We start from the raw sequence: 22,500 nt of genomic DNA on the forward strand, positions 1-22,500 counted from the left end.
TTGAAACGTTAGTGAATCAGTGCGTTACGGGTGCTTTCCGGTTGTTGATCCAGGGTTTTCTTCGCCAGGCTGGCGGCAGCATCCGCATCGAGTTGGCCCGAGGCAATGCGCTCAAGAACCGTCCCCATCACCGCGACGGACTGGCGATAATCCGCGAATTCGGCCTGGAAGGCGTGGTCAATGGCCTGATACACCGCCTGGATTTTCTGTTCCCGGCTGCCGGCGTCGGCAGCTGTGTCGTTGATGGCCTTCAAGCAGGCACGTGCAATGGCAATGTAGCGTTCAGCGTTGGGGTCGTCTTTGTTCATGTTCCGGGTTCCGAAGTGCGGGAAGTGTAGAAAGTGTAGAAAGTGTAGAGACAGAAACTGCCGTTGATGGTTCCGATTATGTCACTGCAACCGTCAGGTTTCATTTCCTTCCGGTAATGGTAGGGATTTGCGGGCAGCCTGCCCACCTTGTGCTAGTCTCAATTTCAGCGTGTCGGTTAACCGAGCAGGTTCCGGCGTGTATTGCATGCATGAACTAGAGTAAACACTCTAACTAAAACAAGAGTTTACAGAGCAATTGCTCTAAAAAAGTTCGATACATGAGTGTTGCAATTAAGTACAATGCCGGCGTGCATCAGCCATATAAGACTTTGGTCTAATATGGCTGATGGCAACAAAGGAAAAAGACAACAACTGAGCAACAAGCAGGGTGGACTATCAATGAATTACTTTCTGACGGGTGGCACCGGATTTATCGGCCGTTTTCTCGTTGAAAAACTGCTGGCTCGCGGTGGCACAGTGCATGTACTGGTGCGCGAGCAATCACAGGGCAAACTGGACCAGCTCAGGGAGCGCTGGGGCGCGGACGAGTCCAGGGTGAAAGCAGTGATCGGCGACCTTACCAGCCCGAATCTGGGCATCGACGCCAAGACGATGAAATCGCTCAAGGGTAACATTGACCATTTCTTCCATCTTGCTGCGGTATACGACATGGGGGCGGACGAAAAGTCCCAGCAGGCCACCAACATTGAGGGCACCCACAGTGCCGTCAATGCGGCAGCGGCCATGGAAGCCGGCTGCTTCCATCATGTTTCCTCCATCGCGGCGGCTGGCCTGTTCAAGGGCACGTTCCGCGAGGACATGTTCGAGGAAGCTGAAAAGCTCGACCATCCCTACCTGCTGACCAAGCACGAGTCTGAAAAGGTGGTTCGCGAGAGCTGCACCGTTCCGTTCCGGATTTACCGTCCGGGTATGGTGGTTGGCCACTCAAAGACCGGGGAGATGGACAAGGTCGATGGGCCCTATTACTTCTTCAAGATGATCCAGAAAATCCGCCACGCACTGCCCCAGTGGGTGCCGACGATTGGCATCGAGGGTGGACGCCTGAACGTTGTACCGGTGGATTTTGTGGTGAACGCCATGGACCACATCGCGCACCTTGAAGGCGAGGACGGTAACTGCTTCCACCTTGTGGATTCTGACCCCTACAAAGTGGGAGAGATTCTCAATATCTTCTCCGAAGCTGGTCATGCACCCCGTATGGCGATGCGGATCGATTCCCGCATGTTCGGGTTTGTACCACCGTTTATCCGCCAGAGCCTGAAGAATCTGCCGCCCGTTAAACGCCTGACAACGGCATTGCTTGACGACATGGGTATTCCACCCTCTGTGTTGTCGTTCATCAATTACCCCACGCGGTTTGACGCCCGCGAGACGGAGCGGGTCCTTAAGGATACCGGCATCGAAGTGCCGCGCCTGGAAAGCTACGCTGCGGTGCTGTGGGACTTCTGGGAGCGCAACCTGGACCCCGACCTGTTCAAGGATCGCACTCTGCGTGGCACGGTGGAAGGAAAGGTCTGTGTGATCACCGGTGGGACTTCTGGTATCGGCCTGGCGACGGCCGAAAAGCTGGCGGATGCCGGTGCCGTCCTGGTGATTGGCGCGCGTAAGAAAGAACGCCTGATGGAAGTGGCTGCGGCACTGGAAGCCCGTGGGGGCAATGTTCATGCCTATCAGTGTGATTTCGCCGACATGGATGACTGTGACCGCTTCGTAAAAACGGTGCTGGACAATCACGGCCATGTGGACGTGCTGGTCAACAATGCTGGCCGTTCCATTCGTCGCTCACTGGCGCTGTCGTTCGACCGCTTTCACGATTTCGAGCGTACCATGCAGCTGAACTACTTCGGCTCCGTTCGCCTGATCATGGGCTTTGCACCGGCTATGCTGGAACGTCGTCGCGGCCACGTGGTCAATATTTCGTCCATCGGTGTGTTGACCAACGCGCCCCGTTTCTCGGCCTACGTCGCGTCCAAATCAGCGCTGGATACATTCAGCCGTTGTGCGGCAGCGGAATGGTCGGACCGCAACGTGACCTTCACCACCATTAACATGCCGCTGGTGAAAACGCCGATGATCGCGCCCACCAAAATCTATGACTCGGTGCCCACGCTGACGCCGGACGAGGCGGCGGAAATGGTGGCTGACGCCATCGTGTATCGTCCCAAGCGCATCGCCACGCGTCTGGGGATTTTCGCTCAGGTCATGCAAGCGCTGGCGCCGAAGATGGGTGAGATCGTGATGAACACCGGTTACCGCATGTTCCCGGATTCTCCGGCCGCTGCCGGCAGCCGTTCCGGCGAGAAGCCAAAAGTCTCCTCCGAGCAGGTGGCCTTTGCTGCGATCATGCGGGGTATCTACTGGTAACATTGCCCCTGAAGACCAGAAAACCCCGCTTCGAGCGGGGTTTTTTGTGGTTGTCTATCAAGGCGCCTGTTCAGTGTCGTCTGGTACCGGTGGCGGTGGAAAACCACCGATTTCGCGCCAGCGATTGACGATGCCACAGAACAGATCGGCGGTTTTCTCAGCATCATAGGCAGCCGAGTGCGCTTCCTTGTTGCTGAATGGAATGCCTGCCAGCTTGCAGGCCTGGGCCAAGACGGTATGGCCGTAGGCCAGACCAGCCAGCGTTGCCGTGTCGAAGGTGGAAAACGGGTGAAACGGGTTGCGGCGGATGTCCGAACGCAGGGCAGCGGCGAACACAAAGTTGTGGTCAAAGGTCGCGTTGTGGCCAACGAGCACGGCTCGTTTGCAATCGTGGGCTTTGACCGCCTTGCGGATGGGCCCGAAAACCTCGCTCATACCCTCACGCTCCGGAACGGCTTCCCGCTCCGGGTTCCACGGGTCGATACCGGTGAAGTCCAGCGCAGATTGTTCCAGGTTGGCGCCTTCGAATGGGTCGATCTGCTGCACGTGGGTTTCAGCCCGTTTCAACCAGCCGTCGTCGTCCATTGTCAGTATGACCGCAGCAATTTCCAGTAGGGCATCCTTCTCAGGATTGAAACCACCGGTTTCCACATCCACCACAACCGGCAGGAAACCACGGAAGCGGCGGGACATGGGATGCGGTTCTTTATGTTCTTCAGTCACTTAAACTCCCGGAGCGTCTGGCCAGGGTCACAGGCCTGGTAAAGGAACGATTGATGATAAGGATCGGTTGGTCGGAGTGGTGTTCAGGCAAGCCGCCATCTCAGGCTTTCTCCTGCCTTCAAAGGGACAATGGTACCGTCAGCCAGAGGCAGTTCGTCGGGCATATCCCAGGATTCTTTCACCAGCGTGATGGTATCGCTGTTTCTGGGCAGGCCATAGAAGTCAGCGCCATTGAAGCTGGCAAAGGCTTCCAGTTTGTCCAGTACGCCCAGGTCCTCGAAAATTTCCGCATACAGGGGCATGGCACTGTATGCGGAGTAGCAGCCTGCGCAGCCACAGGCGGTTTCCTTTTTGTCTTTTGAGTGCGGCGCCGAGTCCGTTCCCAGGAAGAAACGAGGGTCACCGCTGACCACCGCATCCCGTAACGCCTGTTGGTGTCGGTTGCGCTTGAGGATGGGCAGGCAATACAGGTGAGGGCGAATGCCGCCGACCAGCATGTGGTTACGATTGTACATCAGGTGTTGCGGCGTGATGGTGGCACCCAGGTTGTTTCCGTCATGGTCACGTACGAATTCGGCCGAATCGGCGGTGGTGATGTGCTCCAGCACCACCCGCAAATCCGGAAACGCTTCCATGGTGGGCGCCAGTACGCGCTTGAGGAAGATCTTCTCCCGGTCGAAGATGTCGATGTCCGCGTCGGTGACTTCGCCGTGGACCAGCAACAGCATGCCGCAATCACTCATGGCCTCCAGCACCGGATAGATGTTGCGGATGTCGGTCACACCGGATGCGGAGTTGGTGGTGGCGCCGGCTGGATACAGTTTGGCGGCAACCACGCCCGCGGACTTGGCTTCCCTGACTTGCTCAGGCGTAGTGGCTTCCGTGAGGTAGAGCGTCATCAGCGGGTCAAAGTCGGTGTCGCCGGCAGCGGCCAGTATCCTGCTGCGGTAGGCCATGGCCTGTTCAGCCTCCGTCACCGGTGGCGCCAGGTTCGGCATGATGATGGCGCGGCCAAAGCAGCGGGCGGTAGCGGGTACTACGTCCTGGAGAATGTCGCCGTCCCGTACGTGGAGGTGCCAGTCGTCAGGACGGGTGATGATCAGTTGTTCGGTCATTTACGGTTCCGGGATGTGCTGGGGCCGGTCAAACGTGAACCCCTGGAAAATTCTGGCGAAATTATATCAGAAGCCGACAGCGATTGTTTTGGCGGGTGCCCTAAAGAAAGGCCAGATTCAGCCGTTACAAGAGTAGTGAATCTTTTCTGACGGATGGATGGTATGGCACGAATTTTCGCCTTCCTGCGTGGTGCAGTGATTTCCAGTGCGATTGGTGTACTGATGGCAGGCTCTGTCGCGGCGCAGGCCGCCACCTTTGGCGCAGGTATCGAGAACAGCCAGTGGTACCTGTCGGAGTCCGTGTTCGAGTGCACTCTGGTGCACCAGGTCCCGGGCTACGGTCGTGCCGTATTCCGCCATAAGGCGGGTGAGTCGCTGTCCTTTTTCCTGGAGTCGGAAACGCCGCTCATGCGTCCAGGTCAGGCTCAGTTGGTGATGGAAGCGCCATCCTGGCGCCCGGGAATCGCCCCACGTCCCCTTGGTCGGGTAAATGTGGACGACAGTCGTCGACCGGTGATGCTTGAATCTCGTCTGGCCATGGTGCTTGTCCAAAGCTTGCTGGAGGGGATGGACCCAACGGTTACGCGCGAATCCTGGTACGACGGCAACCCGGTTCGAGTGAAAGTGTCCAACATTAACTTTGCGGGCCAGTTCTCCGGTTATCGCAACTGTACTGCCGGTCTGTTGCCGGTGAACTACGATCAGATCAAGCGTTCCCGCATTTCTTTTGCGTCGGGCAGCACCAGCCTGTCCGACGCTGACCGGCGGTTCCTCGACAACATTGTGATTTACGTCCAGGCGGATTCCACGGTGGAGAGAGTGTTCGTGGATGGCCATACCGACAGCAGCGGCAGCCGGATCGACAATCGTGCGTTGTCGGAAGAGAGGGCCAATGCGGTAGCGGACTACCTGATAGGGCAGGGCATCGATGCAGATTCCGTAACGACTAGAGCTCACGCGGACCAGTACCCGGTATCACGCCGCCCGGCGGACAACCGGCGCACGACGATTCGCCTTCAGCGGGAAGGCGAGCGGCCGGACCTGCAACAAGCCAATGGCTATGAGGCCGCAACACCAAATACCTGACGTTGCGCGCGGTATTTTCAGTGGATGGCGTTGAGTACCTCGAGGTGAGCGTTGACACTCTCTGCCAGCGCCCTCAAATGATAGCCGCCCTCCAGGGTTGAGATAACACGGTCGTTGGCATGGTCGCGAGCCACGCTGGTGATCATTTCCGTCAACCAACGGTAATCCGATACTTCCAGATTTAGCTCCGCCATTGGGTCCAGCAGGTGGCCGTCAAAGCCGGCGGAGATCAGCACCAGTTGCGGGCGGAAGTCCTGTAGCCGTTTCAGCCACGCCGCTTCCACGATCTTTCGGTATTCGTTCGCTGGCGAGCCTGCCTGGATGGGCGTATTGATGATATTTTCGGCCTGACGATGCACGTGGGAATGCGGGTAGAACGGGTGCTGGAAACTGGAACACATCAGGATGCGTTCATCGCCGCCCACGATGTCCACCGTGCCGTTGCCCTGGTGAACATCGAAATCAATGATCGCTACCCGCTCCAACTGGTGAAAGTTCAGGGCCCGCATAGCGGCCAGCGCGATGTTGTTGTAGAAGCAGAAACCCATGGATTTACTGCGTTCGGCATGGTGCCCTGGTGGCCTGGCGCACACAAACGCGTTGGTAAGCTGGCTACTGAGCACCATATCGACCGCTTCAATACTGGCGCCAGCGGCGAGGCGGGCGGCTCTCAGGGTGTCAGGCATCATGGCAGTGTCGGGGTCGGTATACACCCGTCCCCTGGTGGGTTGCATCAGATCAAGTTGGTTCAGGTAGCGTTCGGGGTGCACGGTCAGTAACTGGTCCCGAGTGGCTTCGTCGGGCCGCACCCAGTCGAGGTCTTGCCCCAGGCCGGTGTCGGCCAGGTAACTGGTGATGGCTGCAAGTCGCTCCGGGCACTCAGGGTGCTCCGCGCCCATATTGTGTTTCATGCAGTCGTCGTGAGAGAAAAATCCCGTTGTCATACTGGTTCCGAACGCTCTGGCCGTGCTTGTATTTTGTCCAATATTATCAGGGATAGAGTGGGCTTTCTGCGTTTCTTTGGTCTTATAGCGGCGATAGCCGTTTTACATCGCCAGGCAAGCGCCTAAGATAAGGTGTACGCACGCCCGGTCGACCCGAATCAAGGAGTGAAGTTTGAGCACCCGTTATCTGGAAAGCCTTTTCAACCCTTCCTCTATTGTGGTTATCGGCGCCTCGGAACGGGCAGATAATCTGGGCGGCATGGTGCTTCGAAACCTGTTGGGGGGTGGTTATCCCGGTCAGTTGATGGTGGTCAACCAGAACGATTACGACAACGTCCATGGTGTGTCCTGCGTCAAAAAGGTATCCCGCATGGGATTCAGCCCCGACCTGGCGATTATCTGTACACCCCCGGATACTGTGCCGAAGATGATCAAGCGATTGGGGGAGGCAGGCGTTCGTACGGCCATTGTGATGACTGGAGGCATGTCCAGAAGCCACAGCAAAACCGGCCAGCCCCTGATGTATTCGGTCCGCGATGCTGCCCGGGAAACCGGTATCCGGGTACTTGGCCCTAATACCATCGGGTTGATGGTGCCAGCTCGCAGCTTGAATGCCACGTATGCGCATATGGGGGCTATTCCCGGAAAGGTGGCGTTTGTGGGCCAATCCGGCACCATCGCCAGTTCGGTCATTGATTGGGCGTTCGCCCGGGGTGTGGGTTTTTCCTACTTCCTGACACTGGGCGATGGGATGGATATCGACCATGACGACCTGATCGACTATCTGGCACAGGACAGCCAGACCCGCGCAATATTGCTGCACATTGAGAACATCCCCAACCCCCGCCGCTTTATGTCCGCCGTACGTGTGGCCTCCCGCACCAAGCCGGTGATTGCAGTGAAAAGTGGCCGTGTGCCGGAGTCCGAGTGGTTCCCTCACGAGCTGCCTGCAGGGCTGACACAGAGTGATCCCATATACGATGCCATGCTCCAGCGTGCCGGTGTGCTGCGTGTGGATGGATTGGGGCAGATGTTCGATGCGCTGGAAACTCTGACGCGAATGAGGCCCCTGAGGCGCGAAACCCTGGCTATTATGGCCAACGGTGTCGGGCCGGGAGTGCTGGCGGTGGACCGGTTGGCATATCTGGGTGGTGAGCTGGCGAAGCTGTCAGGCAAGTCGATTGATTCGCTGGCGGAACTTCTGCCACCGTACTGGACCCGAAAGAACCCGATAGACCTCGGTTATGCCGCCTCGCCGGAGCTCTACGCTCAAGCCATCAAAATTCTTGCCAAAGACCCTGAAGTGGCCAACGTTCTGGTGATGTACGCTCCCAGCCTGACTGAGGACAGCCTGCGGATTGCCGATGCTGTGGTACAGGCGGTCAAGGGTACGCGTCTTAATGTGTTCACCTGCTGGCTGGGGCAAAGTACGGTGCTGGATGCCCGCGATGAGTTTTATCGGGCGGGCGTACCCTCGTTCTTCAACCCCGAGAAGGCCGTTATGGCGTTCATGCAGCATGTGCGACACCAGCGTGTGCAGCGGCTGCTGACGGAAACGCCGGAGTCTTTTACCGACCACCTGGCCGACCACACCCAAACACGGCGTATCGTAGTGAATGCCATTCGCTCCGGTCGGGCGCATCTGTCCAATCAGGAGGCCCGCGACGTGATCCGGAATTACGGCATTAACGCCGTAGAGACCATGTATTGCGACGATATGGAGGAAGTGCTGGAAGTCTTCGCCGTCGAGCGTCGTCCTGTGGACATCACGCTGATCCATGAACAGGCCTGTCATCCACTCGTGGAGCTCAGTCCGGGACAGCGTCGTTACAAGGGCACGGTTCAGAAACTGAATAGCGAGGGGGCGATTATGGATTCCTGTCGCTTCCTGATGGACGAATACCAGAAACATTACCCTGACAGCGGATTTCTGGGGTTTGCGGTGCAGCGCTCTTACCAGCATGTTGGTGGCATCGAATTCAGTGTGGGGATCACCCGGGATAAGTTATTTGGGCCGTTGGTGGTTTGCGGCGCTTCCGGGGCGCATATCAACGTAATGACGGATCGGCAGATTGCGTTGCCACCGTTGAATATGGTGCTGGCCAGGGAGCTATTGCGGCGCACCTACATGTACAAGTTGCTGAAAGAACATAGCCTGAAGCCCGAGGAGGATATTCGCGCTGTTTCGGAAACCCTGGTGACCCTGTCCCAGATTGTGATCGATATTCCTGAGATTCGCGGGCTGGAGATCTCACCACTGTTGTTCAACGATCAGGGCACGGTTGCAGTGAACGTGGCGATCGACCTGGCGGATAAGCCGGGGCGGCCGATTATCCAGCCGTACCCCAGGGAGCTGGAGGAGTGGATCGTGCTGCCGAAGTCCGGGCGCCGTGTGATCATTCGCCCGGTGCTAGCGGAAGACGAACCAGCTCATCGTGCGTTCCATGAGCTTCAGTCTCCGGAGTCCATCCGTTACCGTTTTTTCCAGTACCGCAAGCACTTCTCCCGTGAAGACGTGGCCCAGATGGTGCAAATCGACTACGACCGGGAAATGGTCTTTATTGCCAACGCGCCAAGGGAGGACGGCGAGGGGGAAGAGACCCTGGGAACGGTGCGAACCTGGACCGATGCCGACAACCTGCGCTGTGAGTTCGCGGTGATGGTGCATGACAGGATGAAAGGCGAAGGACTGGGTGTGGCCCTGATGCAGAAGATGATCGACTATTGCCGTGCCAAGGGCACGGTGGAGATGGTGGGTGATGTGTTACCGGACAATCGCCCCATGCTGCAACTGGCCGAGCATTTGGGCTTCGAGATCCACTACAACTCGGAAGAGGAAGTGATGGACCTCACCCTGGTGCTGAATGAGCCGGAGAAAGACTGGCAGCGGGAGCGTCTGGAACAGACGTCCCACTGAGTTTTTGGGTTCAGCTTTCTTCCACAATGGCGGAACGGTCTTCGCCGCCCAGGGCTTCCAGAAGGCCGGGAATCAGCCTGGCCAGTTCCAGAGTCATCAGCGAAAATGCCGCGTCGAAGCGCGCTGCGGCATCATCTGCATCCACATCGTCCAGCTTTTCCTGAAGGGTGTCGCCGAATTTCAGGCGACGGATGCCCAGTTCCTCGTCCAGCACGAATGACAGGCTGTCGTCCCAGGTAACAGACAGCTTGGTGACTTGCATGCCGGCGTCCAGATGACTGCGGATTTCATCGCCCTGAAGATCCAGGCCTTTGCAGCGCACCACGCCACCGTCTTCGGAGGTATCTTTCAGCTCGCACTCATTACCCAGCTCGATGCTCGCGGGTAGGTCGATGGACTCGTTCAACCAGCCGGTGAAGGTGAAGGCGGGTGCCTGCTCCACGGCTGGCGGGCGAACGGGCAGGGAACCCAGGCTTTTGCGAAGCGTTGAGGCGAGATCTTCCGCCTGTTTGGAGGAGCCTGCGTCAACCACGAGTACACCGTCTGCCGGTGCAAGATACGCGTAGCAGCGACGGTTCTTGGAAAATGCCCTGGGCAGCATTTCCAGCATCACTTCTTCTTTCAATTCGTCCTTTTCCTTACGCCGCACCTTTCGGTGCTGTTCCGCTTCAATCATCTCAGCCTTCTCGTCTACAAGCTCCTTGATGACGGAGGCGGGCAGCAGTTTCTCCTCTTTGCGCAGGGCAATAAGGTGATAGCCGCCGGCGCTATGAACCAGCAGATCGCTGTGCTTACCCATGGGCGATACCCAGCCCTGGCGTGAGGTTTCCTGGGGACCACAGGGCTTGAAGGCGTCTTCCTGGAGTTTTTCTTCCAGGGCTTCGGCGGTTATTTCGAATGGCTTGGTAAAACGGAATACGCGGGCATTACGAAACCACATGGTCCGGGTCCTTGTTGGTTATTCGATGATGGTGAGAGTCTGAAAAGGGTGGGGATGATACGGCCACGGGTCCGTGGCCGTAAAGTGACAATGCTGAAAACCTCATCTTGGGCCGCTAGAGCTTCATAATCTCCACCATCACGGTCTTGATGATGAACCCCACCACGCCAGCACCGAGTATGGTGAACAAAATGATGGTGCCAAACCGCCCGGCCTGGGACTTTTTGGCCAGATCCCACACGATGAATCCCATCCAGACGATCAGGCCAGTGAGAAAGACCAGCATGGCGAGCTGGGAAAAAACGGCTTCACTCATTAATGTCTCCGGATTCAGTGAACGGTTTACGGCTTATCCCGTAGGAATACCCAGCTGTCCGCATCGGACTGCTCTTCGCTGAACCGGTAACCTTCCAGGTCAAAGCCTTTCAGGTCACTGGCCTGGGTGATGTTGTTCTGGATGGCGTAGCGACACATCAGGCCCCGGGCCTTTTTGGCGTAAAAACTGATCATCTTGTATTGGCCGTTTTTCCAGTCCTTGAACTGCGGTGTAACCAGACGGCCTTCAAGATCCTTTTTGCGAACGCTCTTGAAGTATTCGTTAGAGGCCAGGTTTACCAGCACGCCGTCATCAGCCTTCAACAAGCGGTTAATCTCATCGGTTACCTTGCTGCCCCAGAAAGCGTACAGATCCTTGCCCCGGCGATTTTCGAACTTGGTACCCATCTCCAGACGATAGGGTTGCATCAGGTCCAGCGGCTTGAGCACACCGTAGAGGCCGGACAGAATTCTAAGCCGCTTCTGGGCAATCTCGAATTCTTTCTCACTGAAGCTTTCCGCATCCAGGCCGGTGTAAACATCACCCTTGAAGGCAAGCACCGCCTGGCGGGCGTTATCCGGTGTGAAGGGGGTGTGCCAAATGCGAAAGCGTTCAGCATTGAGCTGACCGAGCTTGTCGCTGATCCCCATCAGGTTACTGATGTCATGGGGTTCCAGGTCTTTAAGCTGGTCTATCAGTTCACAGGCATCGTCGAGAAAGTCCGGCTGGGTTGTCTTTTGGGTCGCCAGCGGGCTTTCATAGTCCAGTGTCTTGGCGGGGGATATCACCATCAACATGTTGGGCTGTCCTCATCGAAGAAAATTCATTAACTGGTCGCTGGTGAACGGCCAGTCCAGTTCCTCACCGGTATCGTTGCGGCGCAACACTGGAATCCGGGTGCCGTAGCGTTCAACCAGCTGGTCGGACTGGGCAATATCCACGGCGTCCACGGGAACCGGTTCTGGCATGGGCGTGCTGACCAACAGGGCTTCCGCCAGTTCGCACAGATGGCACTGTGACGTAGTGTAGAAAATCAGTTCCATTACTTCGGCTGTGCGTCTATCTGCTGGCCATTCACGTCGTGGCTGTCCTTTCCCATCAGGTACAGGTACACCGGCATCAGTTCCTCCGGCGCCGGATTCTGGTCCGGATTTTCAGCGGGGTACGCGGTGGCTCTCATATTGGTACGGGTGGCACCGGGATTAAGACTGTTCACGCGGACATTGTGGCGGTCGTCATCCAGTTCCTCCGACAGCATCTGGCTCAGGCCTTCGATGGCGAATTTGGAGACCGCGTAGGCACCCCAGTAGGGCTTGGCCCGACGCCCGACACCGGAGGCCGTGAAAATCACCGAGGCATCGTCAGATTTGCGCAGTAATGGAATCATCGCCCGGCTCAGCAGGAAGGGCGCGGTGGCATTGACATGCATGACCTTGTTCCAGATTTCCGGATCGTACAGTTCAATCGGGCTGCGAGTGCCGAGAATGGCGGCGTTGTGGAGAAGGCCGTCGATACGGTCGAAGTTGTCTTCAATGGTCATGGCCAGCTCTTCATACTCTTTCACCGCGGCGCCTTCGAAATTCAGCGGTACGATGGCTGGTTTGGGATGACCCGCCGCTTCGATCTCATCGTAGACGGATTCCAGTTTGGAGACGGTGCGGCCGACGAGAATGACGGTGGCGCCGTGAGCCGCATAGGCCTTTGCTGCAGCCCTTCCTATCCCGCTGCCGGCACCGGTCACCATGATGATGCGTTCCTTCAGTAAATCAGCCGGTGCTTGATAGTCCTGCATTCTGAGTCTCCATTTGGGAAGTACGAAAATGATGCTGCCATCGGCGCTATTGTAACAGTTTTGCCAGGTCGCTGACGGTGTCCGCAATAAGGTCGGCTTGCCACAGATCAACGGTTTCCGGCTGCTCGATATAACCGTAACGAACTGCAATGGTTGTCATTCCGGCGTTGCGCCCGGCTTCGATATCGCGCTCATGGTCGCCTACGTAAACGCCCGCTGTCGGTTCGACACCCACTTCTTTACAGGCGAGAAACAGAGCTTCTGGATGCGGCTTACGGTGGGTGACATGGTCGGGGCAGATCACCGCTGCACAGCGGTTTGCAAGTCCCAGGGCTTCCACCAACGGAACGGCGAAGCGAACCGGCTTGTTGGTGACAATGCCCCAGGGGATACCTCGTGCTTCGAGGCTTTTCAAGAGGTTGTCCATGCCCTCAAACAGAGTGGTTTCTACGGCGACGCCGGCCTCGTAGAGGTCGAGAAAGGCAGTGTGCTTCTCCAGGTAGTCAGGATGGTCCGGGTCGAGCCCGAAGCCAATCTTGATCATGGCCCGGGCCCCGTTGGAGACAGAGCGCCGGATATGCGGTGCGGGCAGGCCTGGTAAACCGTGTGAGAGCCGCAGTTCGTTCAGGCAACGAATAAAGTCCGGTGCGGTATCGATCAACGTACCGTCCAGGTCAAACAGGACGGTCGACGGGTTTGCTGGCATGGCTGACTCTGGGGGTGTGGCGCTCACGACGGCGTACTGTCCTCTCGTGTGTCCATGGCGTGCATCATGTAGTTCACGTCCACATCCCGCCCCAGGCGGTAGGCTTTGGTAATCGGATTATAGGTCATGCCGGTCAGGTCGCGGATGTCCAGGCCAGCGTGGCGGAGATGGTCGGACATCTCGGACGGCCGGATGAACTTGCGCCACTCGTGGGTACCCTTGGGCAGCAGGCGGAGCATATATTCCGCACCGACGATGGCGAACAGGAAGGATTTTGGATTGCGGTTGATGGTAGACACGAACAGATGCCCGCCCGGTTTGAGCATGGTGGCGCAGGCGCTGATCACCGACGCCGGGTCGGGCACATGCTCAAGCATTTCCAGGCAGGTCACCACATCGTACTGGCCTGCGTGTTCCGGGTCTTGCGCCAGTTCTTCCACGGTGATCTGGCGGTAGTCCACCTCAATGCCGCTTTCCATACCATGGAGTCTGGCGACGGATAGCGGTGCTTCTCCCATATCAATGCCGGTGACATGGGCACCGCGCAGTGCCATGCCCTCGGAGAGCAGGCCACCACCGCAACCGACATCCAGCGCCCGCTTGCCGGCCAGGGGCGCACGTTCATCGATGTAATTGAGTCGCAGGGGGTTGATGTCGTGCAGGGGCCGGAATTCGCTGGTGGGGTCCCACCAGCGGCTGGCCAGTGCCTCGAACTTGGCGATTTCTTTCTGGTCTACGTTGTGGTTACTCATGTGCCGTTCTGCCTGGTCGCTGAGAGTGTGAGCGTCAACTGGTTTGCTGTTCGCGAATACGGTCGGCCCAGCCCTGGACGCGTAGCATCAGGTCCGGGACGTCAATGCGGGTGAGCTTGCCTTCCTGCACCTGGGGTACGCCGTTGATCCAGCTATGGCTTACCTGGCGGCCATGGTTGCTGTACACCAGATGAGAGGCGGGATCATACACCGGCTGCAGGAACGGGTCGCCAAGATCCACGGCGATAATGTCCGCCAGTTTGCCAGCGGCCAACGATCCCAGCTCATGATCGCGCCCAAGAGCCCTGGCTCCCTGGATGGTCGCCATAGCCAGTGCCTCGTGGGCGGACAGTGCCGAGGCGTCGTCTGCGACCACCTTGGCCAGCATGGCGGCGGTGTTAAGCTCGCCGAACAGGTCCAGGTCATTGTTACTGGCCGCGCCATCCGTGCCAATGGCGACATTGACGCCGGCCTTGCGGAATGTTTGCACCGGGCTCAGGCCGCTGGCCAGTTTCAGGTTGGATTCCGGGCAGTGGATAACGTGGGCACCGGTCGCCTGGAGCAGCGCTATGTCTGACTCATCAATCTGCGTCATGTGCACGCACTGGGTGTTGGTCCCGAGTACTTTCAGCTCCGCCAGGCGGGCAGTAGGGCGCTTGCCGGACTTTTCCATGGCGTCCGCAACTTCGAAGGCGGTTTCATGCAGGTGAGTCTGGATCGGGGCACCCGTCGCCTCCGATAGCGCTACGGCTTTTCTCAGTGGCTCGTCGGATACGGTGTAGGGCGCATGGGGGCCAATGGCCGGCATGATGAAGGCGTTGTCCTGCCACTGTTTTATGAACGCTTCGCCTTTGGACAGGTATTCATCCGGCCCGCTCCCCCAGGGTGTGGGGAAGTCCAGCAGCGGAAAGCAGATCTGTGCGCGCATGCCGGCGTCGTGCGCAAGCTGGGCAACGATTTCCGGAAAGAAGTACATGTCGGAAAACGTGGTAGTGCCGGTGCGCAGCATTTCCGCCATGGCAAGCTGGGTGCCGTCGGCAATGAACGCTTCGCTGACGAACGCGCCTTCGGCAGGCCAGATGTGGTCATTAAGCCAGGTCATCAGGGGTAAATCGTCGGCCATGCCACGGAACAGTGACATGGCAGCGTGGCCATGCATATTGATGAGGCCGGGCAGCACCACATGGCTGGGAAGGTCGATCACTTCCTTGGCACGGAAGCGGGCATCCGCCTCGTCCTGCGATACGACAGCGGCAATCCTGTCGCCCTGGACGAGAACAGCCTGGTATTCCAGAACCAGATCGGCGGGTTCGATGGGAATCAGCCAGCGTGCGTTGATGCGAATATCCGCGGCGGTAATGGTATCTGCCGTCATTAACCTTACCTTTGTACGTACAGCCTGGAACGGGGCCACGCTGTCTGGAAATGTAGCCCGAAAGTATAGCGACCGGCCCGGTTGAGAACTACCCTGGGGGCTGAGTTTACCGTATTAACACAGGTATACTGCTGTTTTGTAATCCCTCAGGAGTTAATGAATGAGTCGCGCCCCTGTTTCATCTGGCAACCGTGCTATCGGAACCGTCGCCATTCGCTGGCATGGAGGAAGCCTCGAATTACTGGATCAGCGGCTGCTGCCGGACCAGGAACACTGGATTACGCTGGAGGGCTCCGCCGGTGTGGCCCAGAGTATCCGGGATATGGTGGTGCGTGGGGCGCCAGCGATTGGAATCAGCGCAGCGTACGGTGTTGCCCTTGCGGCCCGGCATGCTGGTGGCGGTGACTGGAAAGCTGAGATCAAGCAGGCCATCCGCGAGCTGGCAGCTTCCCGGCCAACGGCGGTGAACCTGTTCTGGGCGCTGCAGAAAATGGAACAGGTGTTCTCAGAGTGTCATTCCCTGGACGAAGCGGTAAAGCGCCTTGCCGAAACGGCGGTTCAAATTCACAAGGACGACCTGTCCGCCAATCTGGCGATGGCGGATTACGCACTGGCTCAAATGGATGCCAGCAAACCGTTTTCGGTTCTGACCCACTGCAATACCGGGGCGCTTGCCACCGGCGGCTACGGGACCGCACTGGGAGTGATCCGGCGGCTGCATGAGAAAAAGCTGTTAAAGGATGTGTTTGCCGATGAGACCCGGCCTTGGCTGCAGGGCAGCCGATTAACCGCTTGGGAGCTGGCAAGGGATGGGATTCCGGTGACGCTCAATGCGGATGGGGCGGCTGCATCGATACTTGCGGCGGGTCATGTGCGTTGGGTGATTGTTGGCGCGGACCGAATTACGGCCAATGGTGATGTGGCCAACAAAATCGGTACCTATAGCCTGGCGGTCCTGGCCCGGCATCATAAAGTTGGTTTTATGGTTGTGGCACCGTCCAGTACGGTAGATATGGCCCTCGCGTCGGGCAAGGACATCCCGATTGAAGAGCGCGACGGGGAAGAGCTCAGGCAGGTTCGGGGCGTTCAGGTCGCCCCTGCTGGCGTGAAGGCATTCAACCCCGTGTTCGACGTGACGCCGGCCAGTCTGATCGACGTCATCGTCACTGAGAAGGGCGTCGTCAGCACGCCGAACCTGACCGGCATGGCGGGATTGTTTAGCTGAGTCCCTTTACTGGCCTGACTTGCCGCTCAGTGTGTCCGCCTGGGCGGTGATCTGCTTCGGGATCAGTATGGACGCCATGTGCTGATCCAGCTCAAGCATATCCGCCATGATGTTACCGCCTTCACGGATAATGAAATCCAGTTCGTCGTCTGCGCTGTCCGGTTCCGCCGCCTGCTCATCCTGCCAGTCATCCAGCTCGTCCAGATTTTCGAATGCGTCTTCACCGTGTATTGCACGGCGTGCATTGGCGATGGTCAATCGGGTGCTCTCGATCTGTGACTGATATTCCTTGCGCTTTTCGAGGTTCAGGCTGACGTATTCCTGTTCACGTTGTTGCTTCAGGAACTCAATTTCTTTCTGTAGCAGACTGAATTCCGGGTTCTCTTCAAAGCGAGTGTCGTGGCGCTTCCGGAGTTCATCGATAACACCGCTGAAATCGAAGTAGCGCGCATGGGGTACCGCTTCGATCTGGTCCCAGGGCAGGGCGTGGTCCAGTGCATCTTCCCCGATACGGGTCTTGTCCACGCGGGACGGGATCTCAATATCCGGGATCACGCCTTTGTGCTGGGTTGAGCCGCCGGACACCCGGTAGAACTTGCTTTGGGTGATTTTCAGCTGGCCGTGATTCAGCGGGCGAACGGCCTGTACCGTGCCTTTTCCGAAGGTCTGGGAGCCAACCACAAGGCCCCGGCCATAATCCTGGATGGCACCGGCAAAAATTTCCGATGCGGAGGCACTCATTCGGTTGACCAGCACCACTAGCGGCCCATCATAGGCAACGGATGGGTCCTCGTCGTTGAGTACCTGTACGTCGTTGTTGGAGTTGCGAATCTGTACCGTGGGGCCTTCTTCGATGAACAGGCCGACCAGGTCGTTGGCTTCATGGAGTGCGCCACCGCCGTTGTTGCGGAGGTCCATCACCACGCCGTCGACGCCGTCCGCCTTCAGCTCGTCGATCAATTTGCGAACATCCCGGGTGGTGCTTTTATAGTTGGGGTCGCCATCCTGCATCGCCTTGAAGTCGGCGTAGAAGGTGGGGATGTTGATCACGCCAATGCTATAGGTGTCGTTATTCCTTTCAAATTCGATGACTTCCTTGCTGGCACTTTGTTCCTCCAGCTTCACTTTGTCCCGCTCAATGGCGATGGTTTCAGTGACGGTTTCATCCGGGGCGTCGGCGGGGATGACTTCCAGGGTCACCGTGGATTCGCGGGGGCCGCGAATCAGGTCCACAACCTCGTCGAGGCGCCAGCCGATGACGTTGACGGGTTTTTCCTCGTCGTCCTGTTTGACCGACACGATGCGGTCTGCCGGCTCAAGCTGGCCCTGCTTTGAGGCAGGCCCACCCGGCACCAGGCGCACCACCTTGGTGTATTCGTTGTCTGATTGCAGCACTGCGCCGATGCCCTCGAGGGACAAGCTCATATTGATGTTGAAGTTCTCGGATGTGCGCGGTGAAAAGTAGGAGGTATGTGGGTCCCACATGCCCGCGAAGGCGTTCATGTAGGCTTGGAACGCGTCCTCGCTACGTGCCTGGTAGGCGCGCTTCAACTGGCCTTCATAGCGCCGGCGCAGCGCCTCCTTGATGGACTCGTCATCGGAATCGTTGAGGCGTTGGGCCAGGACCGCGTTCTTGATCCTTTTTACCCAAAGGTCATCCAGTGCTTCCCTGTCGGCGGCCCAATCGGCGTCGGATCGATCCAGCAGGATACGTTCGTCGGCACTGAAGTCGAGCTTGTCGATACCGTTGTCGATCAGGTCGAGAGCGAACTCGAGGCGCTCAATGATGCGTTGCTGAACCAGGTTGTAAATATCGAAGCCTGGTTGCAGTTGACCGGTTTTGAGCGCCGAGCCGAGCCCAAGCCGAATTGCACTGAATTTGTCGATGTCTTTCTGCGTCAGGTAAACGCGCTGGCCATCCAGGTAGTCAAGGTAGGCATCAAACACATCGCCGGACAGTGAGTCATTAATACTCATATCGCGGAAGTGGGTAAACTGCAGCTGACGGGCAATCAATATGTTGGCGCGGGCCTGCTCCACCGTTGGAGACACCGGCTGGTAGACCTTGTCGGTGTCCAGCTTGGCCGATACAGGCACAGAGAGTGCGAGCGTGAGAGCCAGGGCAAAGGTTTTTTTGCCGGGCATAATCCCACCCATGGTCGTGCTGTATCGGGTGACAAATCGTTCCGCGATGCTCATAAGCTTAGTTACCTGACGGTGTGGACGATACCGGGCGCTGCGGAGAGGGGCCCTTGATGAGCGGCCGCTGGCAGTTGCTTAAGCGCTTGCTGGGTATCGCTGGATTGGCTCATGGTTTTATTGTAGGCAAGCACAGAACCGGTTGCCATAGCGGGGAAGTTTCGGCACGTGACAATCTGTCCATGAAGTCGTCAGGTTTGTGAACGTTTGTGCGGAATGCGGGCCCGTGTGGGCGCCTTACCGGAGTGCGCAAAGGCAGCTCCGGTAAGGATGGGCGTTGGTTACTCGAAAAGCGTATTGGTTTCGGCTTTGTCCAACAGCAGGCGTGGTGGGTTGAATCGTTCGCCGAAGCGCTCCGCCAGGTTTTTTGCCCGTTCTGCGAAGGCTCTCACACCGTATTGGTTAATGAACTGGATGGCACCGCCAGTCCAGGGGGCAAAGCCAATACCGAAAATGCTGCCGATGTTGGCGTCTTCAACGGTCCGGAGCACGCCTTCTTCCAGGCAGCGTACGGTTTCGATGGCCTGGATGAACAGGATGCGGTCTTTGAGCTCCTGGAGGTCAGTGCTTCGGGCTTTTTCCTGGTCCACAAACAGTGTGTCCAATTCTGGCCAAAGATGCTTCTTCCCTGATTCTGGATACTCGTAGAAGCCGGCACCGGCGGCCTTGCCCTTGCGGTCGTGGCTGCCGACCATCTGGTCGATGACGGCTTCCGCCGGGTGCGCGTTCCAGGTTTGACCGGCCGCTTCCGTGTCTTTTTTGCTCTGGTCGCGGATATGTTGCATAAGGGTCATGCTGACTTCATCAGAAATCGCCAGCGGGCCGACCGGCATGCCGGCCAATACGCCTGCGTTTTCGATGCTGGCCGGATGGATACCTTCACCCAGCATGGCGATACCTTCATTGACGAAGGTGCCAAACACGCGGGAGGTGAAGAATCCGCGACTATCGTTGACCACAATGGGGATTTTGCCGATCTGTTGAACGTAATCAAAGGCGCGGGCGAGGGTGTCATCGGTCGTTTTCTCACCCACGATGATTTCCACCAGTTGCATTTTGTCTACGGGTGAGAAGAAGTGCAGCCCGATGAATTTATCGGGCCGAGCCGAGGCTTTGGCGAGCTGGGTAATGGGAATGGTGGAGGTGTTGGAGGCAAAGAGACCGTTCTCGACGAGTTTTGCTTCTGCTTCCTGGGTTACCTTTGCTTTCAGGTTGCTGTCTTCAAAAACCGCTTCGATGACCAGATCACAGCCTTTAAGGTCGTCTGCGGAACCGGTGGCCGTTATGCGGTTCAGTACCTCAGCTTTCTGTGCTTCCGTCATGCGCCCGCGGCTGACTTTTTTTGCCAGCAGTTTCTCGGAATAGGCCTTGCCTTTTTCGGCGTTTTCCGTGGACACATCCTTAAGGACCACGTCCAGACCCCGGGTTGCGGTGGAATAGGCGATGCCGGCGCCCATCATTCCGGCACCCAGAACACCCACTTTGCTAAAGGTTTCTTTCTCCACGCCGGCAGGGCGGCTTTCACCCGCGTTGACGGCGTTTAGCTGGAACCAGAAGGTGCCTGTCATGTTTTTGGCGACCTGACCAATAACCAGTTCTGCAAAATAACGGGTTTCAATTAGGCTGCCGTTGTCGAAGTCCACCTGGGCGCCTTCTACGGCGGCTGACAGGATGCGCTCCGGGGCCGGATAGCAGCCTTTGGTTTTCTGTTTCAGCATCGCCGGGGCAATGGCCAGTTTCTGGGCCATCGCGGGGTGGTGAGGGGCACCGCCAGGAAATTTGAAGCCTTTCTGGTCCCATGGCTGCTGGCTCTTCGGGTTGGCGTCGATAAAGGCCCGTGCCTTGGTCATCATGTCGTCTGGGGAAGAGGCCAGTTCATCAACAATGCCGGCTTTGAGCGCCGCCTTCGGGTTTACCTTTTTGCCTTCCATCAGGAAAGGGAAGGCCGCTTCCAGGCCGATCATACGGGGCAGGCGTTGAGTGCCGCCTCCACCGGGCAACAGTCCAAGGGTGACTTCCGGGAGACCAAGCTGGATCTTATCATTGTCCAGAACGATCCGATGATGGCACGACAGGCAGATTTCCAGGCCACCACCGAGGGCAGAGCCATTGATGGCTGCCACGACGGGTTTGCCGCTGGCTTCGAGGAAGCGCATTTCGGCTTTCATGCCGTTGACCATGTCTTCAAAGGCGCCGGCGTCCTCCCGGGTCACCTTGTGCAGTTCTTTAAGGTCACCGCCAGCAAAGAAGGTCTTTTTGGCGGAGGTCACAATAATGCCCCGGATATTATCGAGATCGCTGTTAACCCTGCTAACGGTTTCGGTCAGTGCAGCGCGGAAATCGGCATTCATGGTATTTGCGGACTGGCCGGGCATGTCGATGGTCAGGGTCAGGATTTGGTCTGAACCCAGGTTGTAGTGAATGGCACTCATGTTCGGTTCTCCTCTCAGAATCAGTGGTCGGCTCAGACGCGCTCGATGATGGTGGCTATACCCATGCCGCCACCCACACACAGGGTAGCCAGGCCGTAGCGCAGTTCTCTCCGCTCCAGTTCGTCGAGCAGGGTGCCCAGGATCATGGCGCCGGTCGCCCCTAGTGGGTGGCCCATGGCAATGGCGCCGCCGTTGACGTTCACTTTTTCGTCGGGAACCGACAGCTCTTTCTGGAAGCGCATCACCACGGATGCAAACGCTTCGTTCACTTCAAACAGGTCAATCTGGTCCGCCGACAAGCCGGCTTTTTCCAGCGCCTTGCGAGCGGCCGGGGCAGGGCCGGTCAGCATGATGGTGGGGTCGGTGCTGGTGACGGCCGTGGCCAGGATGCGGGCGCGGGGTTTGAGCCCCATGGCCTTGCCCTTGGCTTCGCTGCCAATAAGGAGCGCCGTAGCACCATCCACGATACCGGAGGAGTTGCCGGCATGGTGGACGTGGTTGATCTTCTCAACGTAGTGGTACTTTTCCCGGGCAACGCCGTCGAAGCCCATTTCTCCCATCATCTGGAATGACGGTTTCAGGCCAGACAGAGATTCCACCGAGGCGTTGCCGCGAACGTGCTCGTCGCGATCCAGAATCATCACGCCGTTCTGGTCGGTAACCGGGATGATGGATTTTGCGAAATAGCCCTTCTCCCAGGCGTTGGCGGCCTTTTGTTGTGATTTTACGGCAAACCCGTCTACGTCCTCTCGGCTAAAGCCTTCAAGTGTCGCAATCAGGTCTGCGCCGATGCCCTGGGGCATGAAGCCTGTATGCAGGTTAGTGGCTGGGTCTGTGGCCCAGGCGCCGCCATCGGAACCCATAGGGACGCGGGACATGCCTTCAACGCCACCGGCAACCACCAGATCCTCCCAGCCTGAGCGGACTTTCATCGCCGCCAGGTTGACGGCCTCAAGGCCGGATGCACAGAAACGGTTCAGGGTGACACCGGCTACGACCTCGTCCCAGTCCGCCGCCAGGGCGGCGGTTTTGGCAATATCCGCCCCCTGGTCGCCAACAGCGGTCACGCAGCCCATAACAATGTCGTCCACCTGGGCGGTGTCCAGGCTGTTTCTCTCCTGCAGCGCCTTGAGAACGGTGGTCAGCAGCGTGATGGGTTTGACGCTGTGCAGGGAGCCGTCCTTCTTGCCGCGCCCCCGTGGCGTGCGAACCGCATCGAAGATATAGGCTTCGGTGGTCATGTTCTGTCCTCTGTTTGTCATTGACTCGGTAGTAGCATCGCAAA

The 22,500-nt window shown here is 57.9% G+C and carries 19 protein-coding genes; 4 read left to right on the forward strand and 15 right to left on the reverse strand.

Annotated elements, in window-relative coordinates; translation table 11 throughout:
- Positions 1 to 8: 8 nt before the first annotated feature.
- Positions 9 to 308, reverse strand: coding sequence for a hypothetical protein (locus AC0B60_RS02885; RefSeq protein ID WP_465083842.1), 300 nt, complete (start codon positions 306 to 308; stop codon positions 9 to 11).
- A 399-nt stretch (positions 309 to 707) separates the two neighbouring features.
- Here AC0B60_RS02885 and AC0B60_RS02890 point away from each other — a divergent pair, with 399 nt between their 5' ends.
- Positions 708 to 2,693, forward strand: coding sequence for an SDR family oxidoreductase (locus AC0B60_RS02890; protein ID WP_465083843.1), 1,986 nt, complete (start codon positions 708 to 710; stop codon positions 2,691 to 2,693).
- 57 nt (positions 2,694 to 2,750) lie between these two features.
- Here the strand turns inward: AC0B60_RS02890 and rnt are convergent, their stop codons facing one another.
- Both rnt and pyrC read right to left on the reverse strand, forming a co-directional pair.
- Positions 2,751 to 3,386 (reverse strand): ribonuclease T, encoded by a 636-nt coding sequence (gene rnt, locus AC0B60_RS02895; RefSeq protein ID WP_465083940.1) that lies wholly within the window; start codon positions 3,384 to 3,386, stop codon positions 2,751 to 2,753.
- Between the two features lie 113 nt (positions 3,387 to 3,499).
- On the reverse strand, positions 3,500 to 4,531 hold the full coding sequence (gene pyrC, locus AC0B60_RS02900) for a dihydroorotase (protein WP_465083844.1): 1,032 nt from the start codon (positions 4,529 to 4,531) through the stop codon (positions 3,500 to 3,502).
- Positions 4,532 to 4,684: 153 nt separating this feature from the next.
- Between pyrC and AC0B60_RS02905 the strand changes: the two genes are divergently transcribed.
- Positions 4,685 to 5,617 (forward strand): flagellar protein MotY, encoded by a 933-nt coding sequence (locus tag AC0B60_RS02905; protein ID WP_465083845.1) that lies wholly within the window; start codon positions 4,685 to 4,687, stop codon positions 5,615 to 5,617.
- A 17-nt stretch (positions 5,618 to 5,634) separates the two neighbouring features.
- On the opposite strand, the gene AC0B60_RS02910 is transcribed toward AC0B60_RS02905, so the two are convergent.
- Entirely contained in the window at positions 5,635 to 6,561 is a 927-nt protein-coding gene (locus tag AC0B60_RS02910) for a histone deacetylase family protein (protein ID WP_465083846.1), read from the reverse strand.
- 172 nt (positions 6,562 to 6,733) lie between these two features.
- On the opposite strand from AC0B60_RS02910, the gene AC0B60_RS02915 reads away from it, so the two are divergent.
- Positions 6,734 to 9,478, forward strand: coding sequence for a bifunctional acetate--CoA ligase family protein/GNAT family N-acetyltransferase (locus tag AC0B60_RS02915; RefSeq protein WP_465083848.1), 2,745 nt, complete (start codon positions 6,734 to 6,736; stop codon positions 9,476 to 9,478).
- A 10-nt stretch (positions 9,479 to 9,488) separates the two neighbouring features.
- Here the strand turns inward: AC0B60_RS02915 and rdgC are convergent, their stop codons facing one another.
- The 8 genes from rdgC to AC0B60_RS02955 form a co-directional block, all read right to left on the reverse strand.
- The gene (gene rdgC / locus AC0B60_RS02920; protein WP_465083850.1) at positions 9,489 to 10,418 is read right to left on the reverse strand and encodes a recombination-associated protein RdgC; all 930 of its coding nucleotides are present in this window, start codon (positions 10,416 to 10,418) and stop codon (positions 9,489 to 9,491) included.
- A gap of 115 nt (positions 10,419 to 10,533) precedes the next feature.
- A complete protein-coding gene (locus AC0B60_RS02925) occupies positions 10,534 to 10,734 on the reverse strand; it encodes a DUF2788 domain-containing protein (RefSeq protein WP_199480788.1) in 201 nt (66 codons plus the stop codon).
- A 26-nt stretch (positions 10,735 to 10,760) separates the two neighbouring features.
- Positions 10,761 to 11,531, reverse strand: a complete 771-nt coding sequence (gene yaaA / locus AC0B60_RS02930; protein ID WP_465083851.1) for a peroxide stress protein YaaA — start codon at positions 11,529 to 11,531, stop codon at positions 10,761 to 10,763.
- Positions 11,532 to 11,543: 12 nt separating this feature from the next.
- Positions 11,544 to 11,777: a glutaredoxin family protein gene (locus tag AC0B60_RS02935; RefSeq protein WP_465083852.1), complete on the reverse strand. Its 234-nt coding sequence runs from the start codon at positions 11,775 to 11,777 to the stop codon at positions 11,544 to 11,546.
- On the reverse strand, positions 11,777 to 12,526 hold the full coding sequence (locus tag AC0B60_RS02940; protein WP_465083853.1) for a YciK family oxidoreductase: 750 nt from the start codon (positions 12,524 to 12,526) through the stop codon (positions 11,777 to 11,779). Before AC0B60_RS02940 ends, AC0B60_RS02935 begins: the two co-directional genes overlap by 1 nt.
- 46 nt (positions 12,527 to 12,572) lie before the next feature.
- Complete coding sequence (locus tag AC0B60_RS02945; RefSeq protein WP_465083941.1) at positions 12,573 to 13,232, reverse strand: HAD-IA family hydrolase; 660 nt, start codon at positions 13,230 to 13,232, stop codon at positions 12,573 to 12,575.
- 23 nt (positions 13,233 to 13,255) lie between these two features.
- A complete protein-coding gene (gene ubiG, locus AC0B60_RS02950) occupies positions 13,256 to 13,984 on the reverse strand; it encodes a bifunctional 2-polyprenyl-6-hydroxyphenol methylase/3-demethylubiquinol 3-O-methyltransferase UbiG (RefSeq protein ID WP_465083854.1) in 729 nt (242 codons plus the stop codon).
- Between the two features lie 34 nt (positions 13,985 to 14,018).
- Positions 14,019 to 15,359 (reverse strand): TRZ/ATZ family hydrolase, encoded by a 1,341-nt coding sequence (locus tag AC0B60_RS02955; RefSeq protein ID WP_465083856.1) that lies wholly within the window; start codon positions 15,357 to 15,359, stop codon positions 14,019 to 14,021.
- Positions 15,360 to 15,519: 160 nt separating this feature from the next.
- On the opposite strand from AC0B60_RS02955, the gene mtnA reads away from it, so the two are divergent.
- On the forward strand, positions 15,520 to 16,584 hold the full coding sequence (gene mtnA, locus AC0B60_RS02960; protein ID WP_465083857.1) for an S-methyl-5-thioribose-1-phosphate isomerase: 1,065 nt from the start codon (positions 15,520 to 15,522) through the stop codon (positions 16,582 to 16,584).
- 6 nt (positions 16,585 to 16,590) lie between these two features.
- Here mtnA and AC0B60_RS02965 read toward each other — a convergent pair whose 3' ends face one another.
- From AC0B60_RS02965 to AC0B60_RS02975, 3 genes are all read right to left on the reverse strand, one after another.
- A complete protein-coding gene (locus tag AC0B60_RS02965) occupies positions 16,591 to 18,783 on the reverse strand; it encodes a carboxy terminal-processing peptidase (protein ID WP_465083859.1) in 2,193 nt (730 codons plus the stop codon).
- Between the two features lie 281 nt (positions 18,784 to 19,064).
- On the reverse strand, positions 19,065 to 21,215 hold the full coding sequence (locus tag AC0B60_RS02970) for a 3-hydroxyacyl-CoA dehydrogenase NAD-binding domain-containing protein (RefSeq protein ID WP_465083860.1): 2,151 nt from the start codon (positions 21,213 to 21,215) through the stop codon (positions 19,065 to 19,067).
- 32 nt (positions 21,216 to 21,247) lie between these two features.
- Entirely contained in the window at positions 21,248 to 22,456 is a 1,209-nt protein-coding gene (locus AC0B60_RS02975) for an acetyl-CoA C-acetyltransferase (RefSeq protein WP_465083862.1), read from the reverse strand.
- Positions 22,457 to 22,500 lie beyond the last annotated feature (44 nt).

The organism is Marinobacter sp. V34 (genome assembly GCF_055524115.1).

Bases quoted from the DNA above. Each gene is read 5' to 3' on its own strand.
- AC0B60_RS02885 (WP_465083842.1), bottom strand. From the start codon at position 308: ATGAACAAAGACGACCCCAACGCTGAACGCTACATTGCCATTGCACGT.
- AC0B60_RS02890 (WP_465083843.1), top strand. From the start codon at position 708: ATGAATTACTTTCTGACGGGTGGCACCGGATTTATCGGCCGTTTTCTC.
- rnt (WP_465083940.1), bottom strand. From the start codon at position 3,386: ATGTCCCGCCGCTTCCGTGGTTTCCTGCCGGTTGTGGTGGATGTGGAA.
- pyrC (WP_465083844.1), bottom strand. From the start codon at position 4,531: ATGACCGAACAACTGATCATCACCCGTCCTGACGACTGGCACCTCCAC.
- AC0B60_RS02905 (WP_465083845.1), top strand. From the start codon at position 4,685: ATGGATGGTATGGCACGAATTTTCGCCTTCCTGCGTGGTGCAGTGATT.
- AC0B60_RS02910 (WP_465083846.1), bottom strand. From the start codon at position 6,561: ATGACAACGGGATTTTTCTCTCACGACGACTGCATGAAACACAATATG.
- rdgC (WP_465083850.1), bottom strand. From the start codon at position 10,418: ATGTGGTTTCGTAATGCCCGCGTATTCCGTTTTACCAAGCCATTCGAA.
- AC0B60_RS02925 (WP_199480788.1), bottom strand. From the start codon at position 10,734: ATGAGTGAAGCCGTTTTTTCCCAGCTCGCCATGCTGGTCTTTCTCACT.
- yaaA (WP_465083851.1), bottom strand. From the start codon at position 11,531: ATGTTGATGGTGATATCCCCCGCCAAGACACTGGACTATGAAAGCCCG.
- AC0B60_RS02935 (WP_465083852.1), bottom strand. From the start codon at position 11,777: ATGGAACTGATTTTCTACACTACGTCACAGTGCCATCTGTGCGAACTG.
- AC0B60_RS02940 (WP_465083853.1), bottom strand. From the start codon at position 12,526: ATGCAGGACTATCAAGCACCGGCTGATTTACTGAAGGAACGCATCATC.
- AC0B60_RS02945 (WP_465083941.1), bottom strand. From the start codon at position 13,232: ATGCCAGCAAACCCGTCGACCGTCCTGTTTGACCTGGACGGTACGTTG.
- ubiG (WP_465083854.1), bottom strand. From the start codon at position 13,984: ATGAGTAACCACAACGTAGACCAGAAAGAAATCGCCAAGTTCGAGGCA.
- AC0B60_RS02955 (WP_465083856.1), bottom strand. From the start codon at position 15,359: ATGACGGCAGATACCATTACCGCCGCGGATATTCGCATCAACGCACGC.
- mtnA (WP_465083857.1), top strand. From the start codon at position 15,520: ATGAGTCGCGCCCCTGTTTCATCTGGCAACCGTGCTATCGGAACCGTC.
- AC0B60_RS02965 (WP_465083859.1), bottom strand. From the start codon at position 18,783: ATGAGCATCGCGGAACGATTTGTCACCCGATACAGCACGACCATGGGT.
- AC0B60_RS02970 (WP_465083860.1), bottom strand. From the start codon at position 21,215: ATGAGTGCCATTCACTACAACCTGGGTTCAGACCAAATCCTGACCCTG.
- AC0B60_RS02975 (WP_465083862.1), bottom strand. From the start codon at position 22,456: ATGACCACCGAAGCCTATATCTTCGATGCGGTTCGCACGCCACGGGGG.